Below are 14,824 nucleotides of genomic sequence, written 5' to 3'. Positions count from 1 at the left end.
CAAAGAGCTTACATAATACTCGTAAATGGTTAAAAAAGGATTTTTGACAGGTTTATTGTTGTTTGGAATATTTTTTGGAGCTGGAAATCTGATTTTCCCCCCTGCTCTAGGTGCTGAATCTGGCAGTCAATTTTGGCCTGCTATTATAGGATTTTGCCTATCAGGTGTTGGCTTAGCTGTTGTCACCCTCTTGGTCGGAACCCTGACTAATGGAGGCTATAAAGAAGAGATGGATAGCAAGTTTAGCCCTTGGTTTTCCTTGAGCTTTTTGGTTGTTCTATATCTAACCATTGGCCCCTTGTTTGCTATTCCAAGGACTGCAACTGTTTCCTTTGAAGTCGGCCTAAGCCCTCTAGTGGGACAGAGTTCACTTGCTCTTTTCATTTTTACAGCCCTTTACTTTTTGGCCGCCTTTTTGCTGGCCTTTAGACCTAATAATATTATGACCAGTGTTGGCAAGATTCTAACCCCTCTTTTTGCTATCTTGATTCTTTCTTTGGTTGTTGCAGGAGCAGTAAAGTTTGGAGCCGCTCCTAGCTCAGAAACTAGTGCGACTTATCTGACTGGTGCTTTGGGAAAAGGTATCCTAGCTGGTTATAATACCTTAGATGCCCTAGCTGCTGTGGCCTTTTGTTTGGTAGCCAGTGAAACCTTAAAACAATTTGGTTTTAAGAGTAAAAAAGAATACCTATCGACAATTTGGGTGGTCGGTATTGTTACCAGCTTAGCCTTTGGCATTTTATACACTGGTTTGGCCTTTTTAGGTAATAAATTTGCCATTCCTTCAGAGGTTCTGGCTGATCCCAATATTAATAAGGGAGCCTATATCTTAGCCCATGCTTCTTATCAGTTATTTGGCTCCTTTGGTCGTCTTTTCCTAAGTTTCATGGTTGTTTTGACCTGTTTTACGACTACTGTTGGCTTAATTGTCTCTGTTTCCGAATTTTTTGATAAGCATTTTACCTTTGGCAACTACCAATTGTTTGCGGCGGTATTCTCTTTTGTGGGCTTTTTAGTGGCTAATCTTGGACTTAATGCTGTGATTAAGTTCTCCCTACCAGTTCTCACTCTGCTTTATCCTATCGTTATTGTCATGGTTATTATTATCTTGCTCAACAAGTTTCTACCCTTGTCCAAAAGAGGAATGTCTGTGACCATTGCTTTGGTCACCCTCGTTTCATTTTTGGAAGTGCTAGCTAGTCTTCTTAAGCTTGATATCTTAAATCAATTGGTGGCTTATCTGCCTTTTCATGCCATCTCAATGGGCTGGTTCATGCCAACACTATTAGGTTTACTAGTGGCATTGATTCTACCAGATAAACAAAAGGGGCAGGCCTTTGACCTCACTCGTTTTCAAGCGGAAGCCTAGAAGGAACTTTTTAGAACAGGTAACAGCCTGATCACACACTTTTAATAGCTTTTTGCTTTTCCACCACCTAGGAAAAGTATCAAAACAAAAGACACCTTGTCTAGGGGTGTCTTTTAATCTATACTGTCATTAAACTAAAAAAGCTAACACATTGGGATATTGATGCTATAATATTAAAAAGAAACAAAAGGAGAAAAATATGACATTTGAAGAGATTTTACCAGGTTTGAAAAAGAAGAGAAAATATGTCCGACAAGGTTGGGGTGGAGCTGAGAACTATGTTCAATTGTTTGATCGTATTGAGCAAAATGGCCAGGCCTTAGATGTGACCCCTTATTTTCTCATTAATGTTTCTGGTGATGGCGAAGGTTTTTCAATGTGGTCACCAACAGTATGTGATATTTTAGCGACAGATTGGGTTGAAGTGGATGACTAAGAAGGTTCTGGTTACAGGGGTTTCCTCAGGAATTGGGAAGGCCCAAGCCCAATTGCTATTAGATAAGGGTTATGAGGTTTACGGGGTTGACCTCTCTGAGTCCCCACAATTAGAGGGTGATTTTTCTTTTTTGCACTTAGATGTCAGAACTGATTTGCAGGCATTATTTGAATTCCTTCCTCAGATTGATATCATCTGTAATACTGCAGGGATTCTCGATTCTTATAAGCCTCTACTGGAAAGTGACCCTTATGATTTTGCCCAAGTTTTTGAAACGAATTTTTTTGCAGTGGTTAAGATCATCCGTTTTTATCTTAAAAAAATGCAAGCCCAAAAATCGGGTATCATCATCAATATGTGTTCTATTGCTAGTTTTGTAGCCGGTGGTGGCGGTGCTGCCTATACCAGCAGCAAGCACGCTTTAGCTGGATTCACTAAACAGTTGGCACTGGATTACGCAGCAGATGGAATTCAGGTTTTTGGAATTGCCCCAGGTGCTGTTAAAACAGCAATGACTGCCAGTGATTTTGAACCTGGTGGCTTAGCTAAGTGGGTGGCCCAAGAAACACCTATTGGCAGATGGATTGTCCCAGAAGAAGTTGCTGAATTGACAGCCTTTCTGGCTTCTGGGAAGGCTCAGGCTTTACAGGGAGAAATTATCAAGATTGACGGTGGTTGGACCTTGAAATAGCCTGGCAAAAATCAAGAGTCAGTAAGAAGTATTTTGCATGATAGTAGATATACAAACACAAGATAATAAAAGGAGATACTATGAAATTAGCCATTGTTGGAACAGGTAAAATTGTTGAAGATGTCTTACCTGTATTATCAGAAATAGATGGGATAGACTTGAAAGCTATTCTTTCAACACCTAGAAGTATTGGAAAGGCCCAGGCCTTAGTAGAGCAGTTTGCTATAGAAAAAGCATTTAGTCAATTTGAAGAGCTTTTATCCTATCCAGAAATTGATACTCTTTATATTGCCAGCCCTAACCATCTTCATTATCAAATGGCTAAGCAAGGTCTGCTTGCAGGAAAACATGTTATTTGTGAAAAACCCTTTACCTTACGCCTATCTGAGCTAGAAGAGCTGGTAAGGATCTCAAAGGAAAAAGACCTTATTTTGCTTGAAGCTATTACCAACCAATACTTGGAGAATTTTCATTTTATCAAAGAAAATCTTAAGCAAATTGGTCAGGTCAAAATAGTTGAATGTAATTACTCTCAGTATTCCTCACGCTATGATGCCTTTAAGGAAGGTCAGATTGCCCCAGCCTTTGACGCCAGTAAGGGTGGCGGTGCTTTAAGAGATTTAAATATATACAACATTCACTTGGTTGTAGGCTTATTTGGTCAGCCAAAGGATGTCAGCTATATGGCAAACATGGAAAGAGGAGTTGATACTTCAGGCGTCCTCTTACTTGATTATGAAGAGTTTAAAGTAGTCTGCATTGGAGCTAAAGATTGTGAGGCTGATATTAGATCAACTATTCAGGGAAATCAAGGCTCCATAGCTGTTCTTGGAGCAACAAATACCCTTCCACAAGTCCAAGTAGCAGTAAGGGGACAAGAGCCTCTAGTCCTTAATCTAAATCAGTCAGAGCACCGTATGGTAGCAGAGTTTAAAGCTTTCCAGGAAATTATTAATCAAAAAGATGTTAAAAAAGTTGATCAAGCTCTTCAACATAGTTTGGCTGTTATGCAAGTCTTAGAGAAAGCTGCTGAAAGCTTGGTATAACTGAATGAGATTGGCCTTTCAATCTCGTTTTTTCTGCAAAGGCAGAGATTTTATGCTATAATGAAGTAATATTCATTAATAATAAAGGAAAGTATATGACAAATTATGCAATCATACTAGCAGCGGGTAAAGGTACTCGCATGAAATCGGACCTTCCAAAAGTGCTGCACAAGGTAGCTGGTTTAACGATGTTAGAGCATGTTTTCAGAAGTGTCTCTGCCATCAATCCAGAAAAAAATGTAACCGTTATTGGTCATAAGGCAGAATTAGTAAAAGAAGTTTTAGAAAATAAATCAGATTTTGCCCTCCAAACAGAGCAGTTAGGTACCGGTCATGCCGTAATGATGACTGAAGAAGCTTTATCAGGACTTGAAGGGAACACACTTGTCATTGCTGGTGATACGCCTTTGATTACTGGTGAGAGTTTGAAAAACCTTATTGATTTTCATGTTAATCATAAAAATGTTGCAACCATATTAACAGCTAAGGCAGAAAATCCTTTTGGCTATGGTCGTGTCATCCGTAACAATGATGATGAAGTTCTTAAAATTGTGGAACAAAAAGATGCCAACGCCTTTGAGCAAGAAGTTAAGGAAATCAATACAGGAACTTATCTCTTTGATAACAAACGCTTATTTGAAGCACTTAAAAGCATAAATACCAATAATGCCCAAGGGGAATACTACCTGACTGATGTCATTTCTATTTTCAGAGAAAATAAAGAAAAAGTCGGGGCATATATTCTCAAAGACTTCAACGAAAGCTTAGGGGTAAATGATCGTCTGGCCTTGTCTACAGCTGAAGAAGTGATGAGAGACCGCATTAACAAAGAACATATGATCAATGGCGTGAGCTTTCAAAATCCTCACTCAACTTATATTGAAAGAGATGTTGTCATTGAACCCAATGTTCTTATTGAAGCTAATGTATCTTTAAAAGGGCAGAGCAAAATTGGTTCGGGAACAGTGCTAACCAATGGCACTTGCATCAGCAATTCAGAAATTGGTCAATCTGTCTGTATTACCAGCTCAACTATAGTTGATTCTAAAGTGGCAGACGGTGTTACCATTGGTCCTTACGCTCATATCCGTCCAGGTTCAAACCTAGAAAAAGATGTTCACATTGGAAACTTTGTCGAAGTCAAAGGATCAAGCATTGGAGAAAAAACAAAGGCTGGACATTTGACCTATATTGGCAATGCAGAAATTGGTTCATGTGTTAATGTTGGAGCTGGTACCATTACAGTTAATTATGATGGACAAAACAAATACAAAACCATTATTGGTGACAATGCCTTTATTGGAAGTAATTCAACCATTATTGCCCCAGTTAAAATTGGGAAAGCGGCTCTAACAGCAGCAGGATCAACTATTTCAAAAGATGTCTCCGCTGATAGCATAGCTATTGGTAGAAGCCGTCAGGTGGTCAAAGAAGGTTATGCTAAACGCCTTCCTCACCATCCTAGTCAGTTAAAGAAATAAAGATAGGCCATAATAAGGAGGAAGCCAGATGAACTTTGAAGAAAAAACATTAAAACGCCGGGAAATCTATAAGGGCGCTATTATTGATGTTCTTGTTGAAGATGTCCAGCTTCCCAATGGTCTAGGTCAGGCAAAAAGAGAGTTAGTAAGGCATCCTGGAGCAGTTGCTGTTCTAGCAATCACAGCGGACAATAAGATTTTAATTGTCAAACAATTTCGTAAAGCTATTGATGCTACTTCCTACGAAATTCCTGCTGGCAAATTAGAAGCTGGTGAAGAGGGATCAGAAAAAGAAGCGGCAGCGCGTGAGCTTGAAGAAGAAACAGGCTATAAAGGTGATTTAGAATTGATTCACGAGTTCTATACAGCCCTTGGCTTCTCTAATGAAAAGATAAAACTGTATTTAGCAAAAACCGTTGAAAAAGTAGAGAATCCACGTCCACAGGATGATGATGAAGTTCTAGAAGTTTATGAACTGACTTATCAGGAATGTATGGAATTGGTTAAAGAAGGGAAAATAGTTGATGCGAAAACGATTATTGCCCTTGATTATTTTGCCTTAAGAGTTGGAGGTGAACAGTAATGGGTAAATCCTTGTTAACTGATGACATCATTGAAAGAGCAAACAGAGGCGAGAAGATCGAAGACGACTTTTATGTAGAAGATTTTGATACAAAAGTTGTGACCTTCTCTGGTGACTCTGATGATTCCAATCAGGAGAGAATCTATAAAAGTCGACGCATTGAAAATGCTAAGCGTGATCAGTTCCAGTCAAAACTAAATTTACTACTGATCGCCTTGATTATCTTAATTGCCTTACTGGTCTATGCAGTATTTAACCTTTAGATAGAAAAGGAAATAAAATGAAAATTGGCATTATTGCCGCAATGGAAGAAGAGCTACGCACCCTTGTTCAAAATATGGAGATCAGTGAACAAAAGCAAGTTCTTTCAAACACTTACTATTGTGGAAAATATGGTAAACATGATTTGGTATTAGTCCAGTCAGGAGTGGGTAAGGTTATGTCTGCTATGACTGTAGCTATACTTGTGGACAACTTTAAAGTTGATGCAGTCATTAACACGGGCTCTGCAGGAGCTGTGGCAGCAGATTTATCCATTGGAGATGTTGTGGTGGCTGATAGTTTAGTCTACCATGACGTGGATTTGACGGCCTTCGGCTATGACTTTGGACAAATGCCTATGCGGCCGCTCTTTTATGAGAGTGATCCCAATTTTGTTAAGATCTTTAGACAGGTCTTGGATGAAGAAGCTACAAATAGCAAAATAGGCTTAGTAGCAACTGGGGATAGCTTTATTGCTGGTCAAGATAAAATAAATGCTATCAAAGGCCACTTTCCTCAGGTTTTGGCTGTTGAAATGGAAGGGGCAGCCATTGCCCAAGCTTCCTTTGCAGCTAGAAAACCCTTTATTGTGGTACGTGCCATGAGTGATACAGCAGCTCATGATGCTAATATTACCTTTGATCAGTTCATCATAGAAGCTGGTAAGAAATCAGCTAAAACTCTAATGGCTTTTCTCAAAAAATTAGCATAACACTTATCTGCTCAGCTATTTCCTGAGAAGGTAAAGAAAAGAGGATGCTTATAAGCTCCAACTTTTTCTAAGAGCCTTATAGGCTCTTTTTTCTAGATTTAGGATAAAAAGAAACTCCCCTAAGGGGCCAAGATCGGCTTTTAGGGGAGTTTTTATATGCAATCAGGAAAAATAGTGGCTAAAAGGTCAGGTAGGCCCCTTTTAAGTCGCAAGAGCTCTATTTTTTGCTAACAAATAGTTCTTTAGCAATGTTAACAGGGATGACCAAGTTTTTATCAGCATAAGAAATGGTAAAGGTCTGAGCATAGGAATCAATTTGTTCCAAGGTAAAGACTGTACCAATACTGAGGTTATGACTTTCTAAATACTTCAAAAGATGGAATTGATCATGAACGCGACTGAGTTCATATTGTCCAAGTTCACTGACTTGTTTTAGGCGTAAGGTGTTAATTTCATCTAGGGGTTGGTCTTTCCTTGGAATGGTTCCTCCATGAGGACAAAAAGTCGGAAAACCTAAGGTTTCATCTAAACGATCAATGAAAGTATTTGAAACAGTATGCTCAAGAACTTCGGCTTCCTGGTGGATTTCTTCTGTACTGTAACCCAATTTATTGATAAGAAAGACTTCTATTAAGCGGTGTTTTCTGTACAAGTTAGCCACAAGGTTCTGGCCCTTTTCTGTCAATAAATATCCTTTGGTCGGGTCCTTAACAATCCATTCTTGGGAAATCATTTTTTTAATCATTTCTGAAACAGCTGGAGCAGAAACCTGCATCCTTTCAGCAATCATTTTGTTAGACATTTTAATGTCTTCTTCCCCCAGTTCATAAATACATTTTAAGTAATCTTCTTTATTAGGCGTCATCTCATTAGGCCTTTCTCTTATTTGTAACGATTATTATAACAAAATTCTGGAAAAAAATCTTGACAAAAGATATATAGTAATATATATTAATATTATAATTAAATACACTTAATTAATAATATAACTTATATTAAGGAGAAGCACATGAATAAGAAGTTAAGTCTTATTTTCACTGCATTTTTATCCCTCCTCTTACTTGTAGGATGTAGTACCGGTGGGGCAAAAAATGCTAAAAAAGAGAAACTTAATGTCGTTGTTACCAACTCTATTATCGCTGATATGACTAAAAATATCGCTAAAGATAAAATTAATTTACATAGCATTGTGCCAATTGGACAGGATCCCCACGAGTATGAACCTCTACCAGAGGATGTTGAAAAAACAAGTTCTGCCGATTTGATACTTTACAATGGTATTAACCTAGAAGATGGTGGCCAAGCTTGGTTTACCAAACTAGTTAAAAATGCTAAAAAAGAAAAGAACAAAGACTACTTCGCTGTTAGTGATGGTATAGATGTCATCTACCTAGAAGGTCAAAGTGAAAAAGGAAAAGAAGATCCTCATGCTTGGCTTAATTTAGAAAACGGTGTTATTTATTCTAAAAATATTGCTAAGCAGTTAATGGCTAAAGATCCAAAAAATAAGAAATTTTATCAAGAAAATTTAGATACTTATGTTGCAAAACTAGAGAAATTAGACAAGGAAGCAAAATCAAAATTTGATAAGATTCCTGAAAACAAAAAACTTATTGTAACAAGTGAAGGCTGCTTCAAATACTTTTCAAAAGCTTATAAAGTTCCATCTGCTTACATTTGGGAAATCAATACTGAAGAAGAAGGAACACCAGACCAAATTACAGCTTTAATTAAGAAATTAAAAGTTAAAAAACCGTCAGCTCTATTTGTTGAGTCAAGTGTTGATAACCGTCCAATGAAATCTGTTTCAAAAGATAGTGGTATTCCAATCTACTCTGAAATCTTTACAGATTCAATTGCCAAAAAAGGTAAAGATGGGGATAGCTACTATGCTATGATGAAATGGAATTTAGATAAAATTTCAGAAGGCTTGGCAAAATAATATAAGATAAAGCACAGTATCTCTTAGTGGACTTGTGCTTTGTTTTATTTTCAGGAGGAAAAGATGATAAGTGTTAAAAATTTATCAGTTGCATATGATAATAACTATTTAGCTTTAGACAATTGCTCTTTAACACTTAAAGAGCCTGGAATTATAGGAATTGTTGGACCAAACGGAGCCGGCAAGTCGACCCTTATGAAGGCACTCTTAAACCTGGTTGACCATCAGGGGAGTGTCAATATTGGTCATAAAAAAAGTAAGAACCTGGGAAATCTGGTTGCCTATGTTGAACAAAGGAGTCTGATTGACTATAATTTTCCAATCACAGTTAAGGAATGTGTATCCTTAGGTACCTATACCAAACTAGGACTTTTTCGCAGGGTTGGAAAAAAAGAATATGAGAAGGTTCATTTTTATCTAAAAGAGGTTGGCTTGGAAGATTTTGCTAATAGACCTATTAAATCTTTATCTGGCGGTCAATTTCAAAGGATGCTGGTTGCCAGATGTCTGATTCAAGAGACAGACTATATCTTCTTAGATGAGCCTTTTGTGGGTATTGACTCCGTTAGTGAAAGTATTATTGTTGATTTACTAAAAGAATTGAAAAAAGCAGGTAAGATAATCTTAGTTGTGCACCATGATCTGAGTAAAGTCAGTCAATACTTTGATCAGCTTATTTTGTTAAATAGGGAATTAAAAGCCTATGGACCTGTGGAAGAAGTATTCACTGTGGACAATTTAACAGAAACTTATGGTAAAGACCTGATTGTCAGAAAGGAAAACTAAGAATGTTTTATAAATTTATAGAAGGGCTAATGACTTATCACTTTTTGCAAAATGCATTGATAACTGCCATAGTCATTGGTTTAGTTTCGGGAGCAGTAGGTTGTTTCATCATTTTAAGATCAATGTCTTTAATGGGAGATGCTATTTCTCACGCTGTTTTACCTGGTGTTGCCTTATCCTTTATTTTAGGCCTTAACTTCTTTGTCGGGGCCATTATTTTTGGGCTGCTGGCCTCTGCTTTAATTACCTTTATTAAGGAAAATAGTGTTATTAAGGGGGACACTGCTATTGGGATCACTTTTAGTTCCTTCCTTGCTCTTGGGGTCATATTGATAGGGATAGCTAATAGTTCCACAGACCTCTTTCATATTTTGTTTGGTAATATCTTGGCTGTTCAAGACAGTGATAAGTGGGTAACCATAGTAGTTTCCATTGTCGTTTTCTCTTTAATTATCTTATTTTTTAAAGAGTTGCTACTAACTTCTTTTGATCCTGTCTTAGCAAAATCAATGGGAATCAATGTGGCCTTTTATCATTACTTATTGATGATACTCTTAACCTTAGTGGCAGTCACTGCCATGCAGAGTGTGGGAACCATCTTGATAGTAGCCATGCTGATAACACCTGCTGCTACAGCCTATTTGTATGCTAATAGCTTAAAGACAATGTTAGTGATATCCTCAGCTTTAGGGGCAATCACTTCAATTTTAGGCCTCTATGTGGGTTATACATTTAATATTGCAGCTGGTTCAAGCATTGTTTTAACAGCTTCCTTGATCTTTGCTATTAGTTTTTTCTTGTCGCCTAAACAATGTTTTTTCAAAAAAGTTTTAAAAAATAAGGTTCAGCCCTAGACATATGGAGTGAAGGAAAATGAAATTTTCTTCACTTTTTTGATGCTTTTTAATCTTTATAGCAAGTGTCAAAAAGATTTTAGCCTCCTGACAAGGTTAGTCACATCTTGAAGTTGAGTTTAAAAAATAGATTTTTATATTCTGACCTTTTTATTTATGATAAAACTAGTTTCTAAAAATAATTGAAACCTTTCGGGAGGAAAATAATAACAGTGAATAATAAGCATCACTCAAAGAAAAAAATCATAATTGCTTTAACCTTAGCAACAACTAGCATACTTCTAGCTCAGGCTGGTGCCGTATCTGCAGAAGAACAAGTGGAAACTGACAATAATCAACTTCAGCTTGTTGACGCTACACAGCCAGCAACTAATAGTGTTGATTCACAGGCACAAGGGACTGAGTCATCAAAACTTAATTCTTCAGAAGAAGATTTTGGAGAAAAAGACTTGGACTTTGATCTTGAGGGTGGTGTTGATGGAAGAGTTGATGGGTCTTTAGAAGTACCAGACTTTGGTGATGATTCACTTGGCGATTTTGGGGATGAAGAGGAAGCAGCAGCTCCTACTAATCCCAAAAGACTTCTGACAGAAGAGGAAGTTAAGGCCAAAGGACTTTTAATTGATCAGGTTGACCCTTCTCATATTAAAGACTTATGGGAGAAAGTTGGTAAAGGCAGTGGACAGTTGATTGCCATTATTGACGGTGGAATCGATGAAAAACATCCTGTTTTCTCAAAAGAACAAGATGATAAAGATCGTTTTAAAGACGAAGTAACTCTAGAAGAAGAAAAGAAAAAACAAAATATCAGTCGTGGTAAATGGATTAACCACAAGCTGGTTTTCTTCCATGATTATAATAATGGTCTTGATACCTCTGGCGTAGAAAGAAAAGATTTAGAACACGGAACACATGTTGCTGGTATTGCAGCTGCAAGTCTTCATAAGTCAGATAAAAATTCTTATTTAATGCAGGGTGTAGCACCTGATGCTCAAATCATGTTCTTAAAGGTAAGAACACCAAAGAATCCTAGCAAAATGCAAGAACTATATGCCCTAGCTATTGAAGACGCTTTGGCCATGGGAGCAAGTGCTATCAATATCAGTTTAGGTAATACTGCCGAAGCTAGTCAAGAACTCAATGAAGCTATTTTAAAGGCTCTGAATGATGCTAAAAATAAAGGGGTGGCTATTATTGTGGCTGCCGGCAATGATGGTGCAATGGGTGGTTCAGCACGTAAGCCACTAGCTCAACATCCTGATTATGGTTTAATTGGAACACCAGCTTCAACAGATCATGTTTTAACTGTAGCAGCATATGTTAGCCCTTCTGCAATAAGCGAAGTTATTAGTATTCAATCAGACAAGGGGAACCAAGAAATTGCAACTCGAATAACAAGTGCCTTCCCTAAAGATGCAAGCTTTGACCTTGTACTTACTGAAACATCATTAGAGGAACTTGATGAAAATGATTTAAAAGGAAAAGTTGTTCTAGTAGATTATGCTACAGTAAGCTCTTCTCAAAAAACTGCTTCTCTTGCTGAGAAGAAGGGGGCTGCTGGTCTTCTCATTTATAATGAAGACTATAAGAAACCTCTTTTACCTCTTAACTATCAAGGGAACTTCCCATTAGGCTTTATCAGCCGAGAAGATTTTGATAGCTTGAAATCACTGGTAGGTTTGAAAGCTACTTTTACTCAAAAACAAAAAGTCTTTGCTGTTCCTGGTGGAGCTCAAATGACTGGATTTTCAACTTGGGGCTTGACAGCTGATGGTAATTTTAAACCAGATATAGCTGCTCCTGGCTATGAGATTTCTTCTGTAAGTCCTGCTGATGACTACTCAACCATGTCAGGTACAAGTATGGCAACACCACACGTGACAGGGATCATCAGTTTAGTTAAAAAAGCTATCCAAGAAAAATATCCTGATTTGTCAGCAGATAAACTTTTAAGTCTAACCAAAAAATTGTTAATGAGCTCAGCTGATCCTCTTCTTAATCCTAATACTGGAACTTATTACTCTCCAAGACAACAAGGAGCAGGGGCAGTTAATGCTAAGAGAGCTCTTGACACTGAGATTTATCTGACTGGTACAGGCGATGAAGCTAAGGTAAACCTATCTAATATAGAAGATCAGTTTGTTATCAAGGTTAAGGTTCATAACTTAAGTAAGAGTCCTAAAGTCTTTAACTACCATGCAAGTCTCTTGAGAGATGAAGTTAAAGATGGGAAGTTCCAACTACAATCAAAATTACTTTTACAAACAGCAGAGCAAACAATTACACTTGGGGCAAAAGAAGAAAAATGGGTAGAGATCAAAGCTGATATTAGCAGCTTCTCTAAAGAACTTCTTGACCAGATGAAGAATGGCTTCTTTGTTGATGGATTTGTTCATTTTAAAGAAAAAGGTGATCAATCAGGCCGTGCTTCAATACCTTTCATTGGCTTTAGAGGTCAATTTGCTGACTTGCAAGCTCTTGAAACACCAATTTACCAAAGTTTAGATGGTACCTTCTATTATCAACCAAGTAATGGACAAAGAACGGAAGATTTCGAAGTTAACCAAATTAAAGAAATCAAAGAAAATAATGTTACAGGTCTATTCACTCACTTTACTCCATGGTCAATCATTGAAGGAAGTAAGAGCCCTGGATTTGAAGCTGAATTAGAAGAAGACGCTGGCAGCAGAGACTTCTTAGGAAGCTATGCCAAAGGTGATGGAAGTTTGGTACGTTCCTTCTACTTTGTTGATGGACAAGCTTATTTAAGTATTTCTCCTAATGGTGATAAAAACATGGACGAGGTTACCTTTAAAGGGGCATTCTTACGAAATGTTAAAGATATCAAGGCCTATGTCTTTAAAGAGGGAGATTTAGAGAATCCTATTTGGCAAAGTGAATTAACAGCCTATGCCCACAAACAATACAATACAAATGAGCTAAAAGAAGGGTTGTTGGAGCAGACAACTTGGTATGGAAAAGATCAAAATGGTCAAACCGTTCCAGAAGGAAATTACATCTATCGTGTTTCTTATCGTCCTCTTAGTCAAAATGCTAAGGAGCAGTTTACAGACTTTAAGATCAAGGTTGATTTGACAAAACCAGCCTTACCTTTATCTGCTAGCTTAGATGTAGAGACTAGAAAATTAACAGTAAGTTTCCCAAATGAAGGTGACAGTTACCGTCACCGTCTCTACTATAACTTTGGAACTAAAGAAGCACCAAGTTTCACTGTCTTTGAACAGACAGCAGAGGGTGTCTTTGAAATCCCAGAGAGTTATGAAAATGAGCTTACTGAAGTAACATCCACAATTTCTTTTGATGAACTTGATAAATTGTTCCTTGTAAGTGAAGATAGATCAGGAAATTACAGTTCAATAACATTAGAAGAGTTACTCAAAGCTCCAAAAGTAAATCCAGATTCTATTGATCATGAAAATGAAGAAGGTCAACAAGATCCAGAGATAGAAGATAAGAAAGAGATGCCTTCTCCTAATGAGGAGAAAACAAGTCATGACAAAGAAGTTGTTAAATCTCTTCTAAATCAGACTGAGCAAAAACCATCACTTTCTACCCTTGCACAAGAAGTTCCTCAACAAGCAAGCTTACCACAAACAAATTCAAAAGAAAGAAGCGGTATTATAGCAGCTCTCATGCTTTTCATATCTGGTTTACTATTTTCTGTCAACTCAAAGAAAAAGAAAACTGACTAAAAGCTGAACACGCTTCGACAAGACAAGAAAAAACTTTTCCGATATTGGAAAAGTTTTTTTGATTATTTAGTTACAGTTTAGATTACTTTTTAAAGGAATAATCTTTTTGGATTTCAATAGATTGGATAAGAATATTTTCTTTAGGTTTATCATTTTCATTGACGGCTACACTTGCAATCTTATCAACAATATCCATACCTTCAATGACCTGGCCAAATACAGTGTATTTTCCATCTAAGCTTGGATTTCCACCTTTTTTATAAGCTTCTATGATAGGCTTAGGATAGTTGGCTTCAGTAAGGTTTTTCCCTTGATTGTTAGTATTTTGATTGATGAAAAATTGGCTGCCATTGGTGTCTGCCCCAGCATTAGCCATTGCAAGAGCTCCACGAAGATTGTAAAGATAAGGGCTGATTTCGTTGGCAAAACCATTGCCAGAGTCTTTACTCTTATCCTTGCCTTTCCAGATAGAGTCCCCGCCTGTTCCCTGGCCTGTAGGATCGCCACTTTGGATCATAAATTCTGAAATAACCCGGTGGAAGCTGACATTATTATAATAACCTTCCTTGGCATGGGTTAAAAAGTTTTCAACAGCTAGGGGTGCTAATTTAGGGAAAAGTTTAATGGTGATATTGCCAAGGCTTGTTTTTAGCATGACTTGAGCCTGATTGCTTTTGACTTCTTTATCAAGTTGTGGAAAAGCCTTTTTATCTGCTGCCAAGGCCTCTTTTATCTCTTTTTCATATGCTTTTGAAGCTACTGCATTTTCTTCTTTTGCTATTTTTTCGTCTATATACTTATCACCTTTGATAGCCCGATTAAGTGATTCGCAAGCGCTGAGACTTAATAGGCTAATGATAATGAGTCCAAAGGTTAAACATTTTTTCATGAGCGCACCTCGTTTTGATTTTCCTTTATTTTATCACAAAGTTCGGACAATGGTAAGCATA

General features: G+C 37.4%; 14 protein-coding genes. 12 read left to right on the top strand and 2 right to left on the bottom strand.

Annotation, left to right across the window (positions count from 1 at the left end; genetic code table 11):
- The first annotated feature begins 25 nt into the window (after window positions 1–25).
- From brnQ to HBN42_RS06910, 8 genes are all read left to right on the top strand, one after another.
- A complete protein-coding gene (brnQ, locus tag HBN42_RS06945) occupies window positions 26–1,369 on the top strand; it encodes a branched-chain amino acid transport system II carrier protein (protein ID WP_165994342.1) in 1,344 nt (447 codons plus the stop codon).
- Between the two features lie 199 nt (window positions 1,370–1,568).
- Window positions 1,569–1,805, top strand: a complete 237-nt coding sequence (locus HBN42_RS06940; RefSeq protein WP_165994341.1) for a DUF2829 domain-containing protein — start codon at window positions 1,569–1,571, stop codon at window positions 1,803–1,805.
- The gene (locus tag HBN42_RS06935; RefSeq protein ID WP_165994340.1) at window positions 1,798–2,496 is read left to right on the top strand and encodes a 3-oxoacyl-ACP reductase; all 699 of its coding nucleotides are present in this window, start codon (window positions 1,798–1,800) and stop codon (window positions 2,494–2,496) included. The genes HBN42_RS06940 and HBN42_RS06935 overlap by 8 nt, the downstream gene beginning before the upstream one ends.
- 80 nt (window positions 2,497–2,576) lie before the next feature.
- A complete protein-coding gene (locus HBN42_RS06930; protein ID WP_165994339.1) occupies window positions 2,577–3,542 on the top strand; it encodes a Gfo/Idh/MocA family protein in 966 nt (321 codons plus the stop codon).
- 95 nt (window positions 3,543–3,637) lie between these two features.
- Window positions 3,638–5,023 carry a bifunctional UDP-N-acetylglucosamine diphosphorylase/glucosamine-1-phosphate N-acetyltransferase GlmU gene (gene glmU, locus HBN42_RS06925; protein WP_165994338.1) on the top strand — a complete coding sequence of 462 codons (1,386 nt, stop codon included), beginning with the start codon at window positions 3,638–3,640 and terminating at the stop codon, window positions 5,021–5,023.
- A 28-nt stretch (window positions 5,024–5,051) separates the two neighbouring features.
- Window positions 5,052–5,606, top strand: coding sequence for an NUDIX domain-containing protein (locus tag HBN42_RS06920; RefSeq protein ID WP_165994337.1), 555 nt, complete (start codon window positions 5,052–5,054; stop codon window positions 5,604–5,606).
- On the top strand, window positions 5,606–5,869 hold the full coding sequence (gene macP / locus HBN42_RS06915) for a cell wall synthase accessory phosphoprotein MacP (RefSeq protein ID WP_165994336.1): 264 nt from the start codon (window positions 5,606–5,608) through the stop codon (window positions 5,867–5,869). The genes HBN42_RS06920 and macP overlap by 1 nt, the downstream gene beginning before the upstream one ends.
- Window positions 5,870–5,886: 17 nt before the next feature.
- Entirely contained in the window at window positions 5,887–6,579 is a 693-nt protein-coding gene (locus HBN42_RS06910) for a 5'-methylthioadenosine/adenosylhomocysteine nucleosidase (RefSeq protein ID WP_165994335.1), read from the top strand.
- Window positions 6,580–6,796: 217 nt separating this feature from the next.
- Here the strand turns inward: HBN42_RS06910 and HBN42_RS06905 are convergent, their stop codons facing one another.
- Window positions 6,797–7,444 (bottom strand): metal-dependent transcriptional regulator, encoded by a 648-nt coding sequence (locus HBN42_RS06905; RefSeq protein ID WP_165994334.1) that lies wholly within the window; start codon window positions 7,442–7,444, stop codon window positions 6,797–6,799.
- Window positions 7,445–7,588: 144 nt separating this feature from the next.
- On the opposite strand from HBN42_RS06905, the gene HBN42_RS06900 reads away from it, so the two are divergent.
- The 4 genes from HBN42_RS06900 to HBN42_RS06885 all read left to right on the top strand — a co-directional run bounded on the left by HBN42_RS06900 (window position 7,589) and on the right by HBN42_RS06885 (window position 13,874).
- The gene (locus HBN42_RS06900) at window positions 7,589–8,521 is read left to right on the top strand and encodes a metal ABC transporter substrate-binding protein (protein ID WP_165994333.1); all 933 of its coding nucleotides are present in this window, start codon (window positions 7,589–7,591) and stop codon (window positions 8,519–8,521) included.
- Between the two features lie 63 nt (window positions 8,522–8,584).
- Window positions 8,585–9,307 carry a metal ABC transporter ATP-binding protein gene (locus HBN42_RS06895; RefSeq protein WP_165994332.1) on the top strand — a complete coding sequence of 241 codons (723 nt, stop codon included), beginning with the start codon at window positions 8,585–8,587 and terminating at the stop codon, window positions 9,305–9,307.
- Window positions 9,308–9,309: 2 nt separating this feature from the next.
- Complete coding sequence (locus HBN42_RS06890; RefSeq protein ID WP_165994331.1) at window positions 9,310–10,161, top strand: metal ABC transporter permease; 852 nt, start codon at window positions 9,310–9,312, stop codon at window positions 10,159–10,161.
- Between the two features lie 212 nt (window positions 10,162–10,373).
- Complete coding sequence (locus HBN42_RS06885) at window positions 10,374–13,874, top strand: S8 family serine peptidase (protein WP_165994330.1); 3,501 nt, start codon at window positions 10,374–10,376, stop codon at window positions 13,872–13,874.
- Window positions 13,875–13,956: 82 nt separating this feature from the next.
- Here the strand turns inward: HBN42_RS06885 and HBN42_RS06880 are convergent, their stop codons facing one another.
- On the bottom strand, window positions 13,957–14,763 hold the full coding sequence (locus tag HBN42_RS06880) for a peptidylprolyl isomerase (RefSeq protein ID WP_165994329.1): 807 nt from the start codon (window positions 14,761–14,763) through the stop codon (window positions 13,957–13,959).
- Between the last annotated feature and the right edge of the window lie 61 nt (window positions 14,764–14,824).

The organism is Streptococcus catagoni (assembly GCF_011421425.1).
Lineage (GTDB): Bacteria > Bacillota > Bacilli > Lactobacillales > Streptococcaceae > Streptococcus > Streptococcus catagoni.
This window is presented reverse-complemented; position numbering and strand designations above follow the sequence as displayed.

What these genes read in the sequence shown, in the direction of transcription:
- HBN42_RS06900 (WP_165994333.1), top strand. Translation starts at nt 7,589, where the DNA reads ATGAATAAGAAGTTAAGTCTTATTTTCACTGCATTTTTATCCCTCCTC.
- HBN42_RS06920 (WP_165994337.1), top strand. Translation starts at nt 5,052, where the DNA reads ATGAACTTTGAAGAAAAAACATTAAAACGCCGGGAAATCTATAAGGGC.
- brnQ (WP_165994342.1), top strand. Translation starts at nt 26, where the DNA reads ATGGTTAAAAAAGGATTTTTGACAGGTTTATTGTTGTTTGGAATATTT.
- macP (WP_165994336.1), top strand. Translation starts at nt 5,606, where the DNA reads ATGGGTAAATCCTTGTTAACTGATGACATCATTGAAAGAGCAAACAGA.
- HBN42_RS06880 (WP_165994329.1), bottom strand. Translation starts at nt 14,763, where the DNA reads ATGAAAAAATGTTTAACCTTTGGACTCATTATCATTAGCCTATTAAGT.
- glmU (WP_165994338.1), top strand. Translation starts at nt 3,638, where the DNA reads ATGACAAATTATGCAATCATACTAGCAGCGGGTAAAGGTACTCGCATG.
- HBN42_RS06910 (WP_165994335.1), top strand. Translation starts at nt 5,887, where the DNA reads ATGAAAATTGGCATTATTGCCGCAATGGAAGAAGAGCTACGCACCCTT.
- HBN42_RS06895 (WP_165994332.1), top strand. Translation starts at nt 8,585, where the DNA reads ATGATAAGTGTTAAAAATTTATCAGTTGCATATGATAATAACTATTTA.
- HBN42_RS06930 (WP_165994339.1), top strand. Translation starts at nt 2,577, where the DNA reads ATGAAATTAGCCATTGTTGGAACAGGTAAAATTGTTGAAGATGTCTTA.
- HBN42_RS06905 (WP_165994334.1), bottom strand. Translation starts at nt 7,444, where the DNA reads ATGACGCCTAATAAAGAAGATTACTTAAAATGTATTTATGAACTGGGG.
- HBN42_RS06940 (WP_165994341.1), top strand. Translation starts at nt 1,569, where the DNA reads ATGACATTTGAAGAGATTTTACCAGGTTTGAAAAAGAAGAGAAAATAT.
- HBN42_RS06890 (WP_165994331.1), top strand. Translation starts at nt 9,310, where the DNA reads ATGTTTTATAAATTTATAGAAGGGCTAATGACTTATCACTTTTTGCAA.
- HBN42_RS06935 (WP_165994340.1), top strand. Translation starts at nt 1,798, where the DNA reads ATGACTAAGAAGGTTCTGGTTACAGGGGTTTCCTCAGGAATTGGGAAG.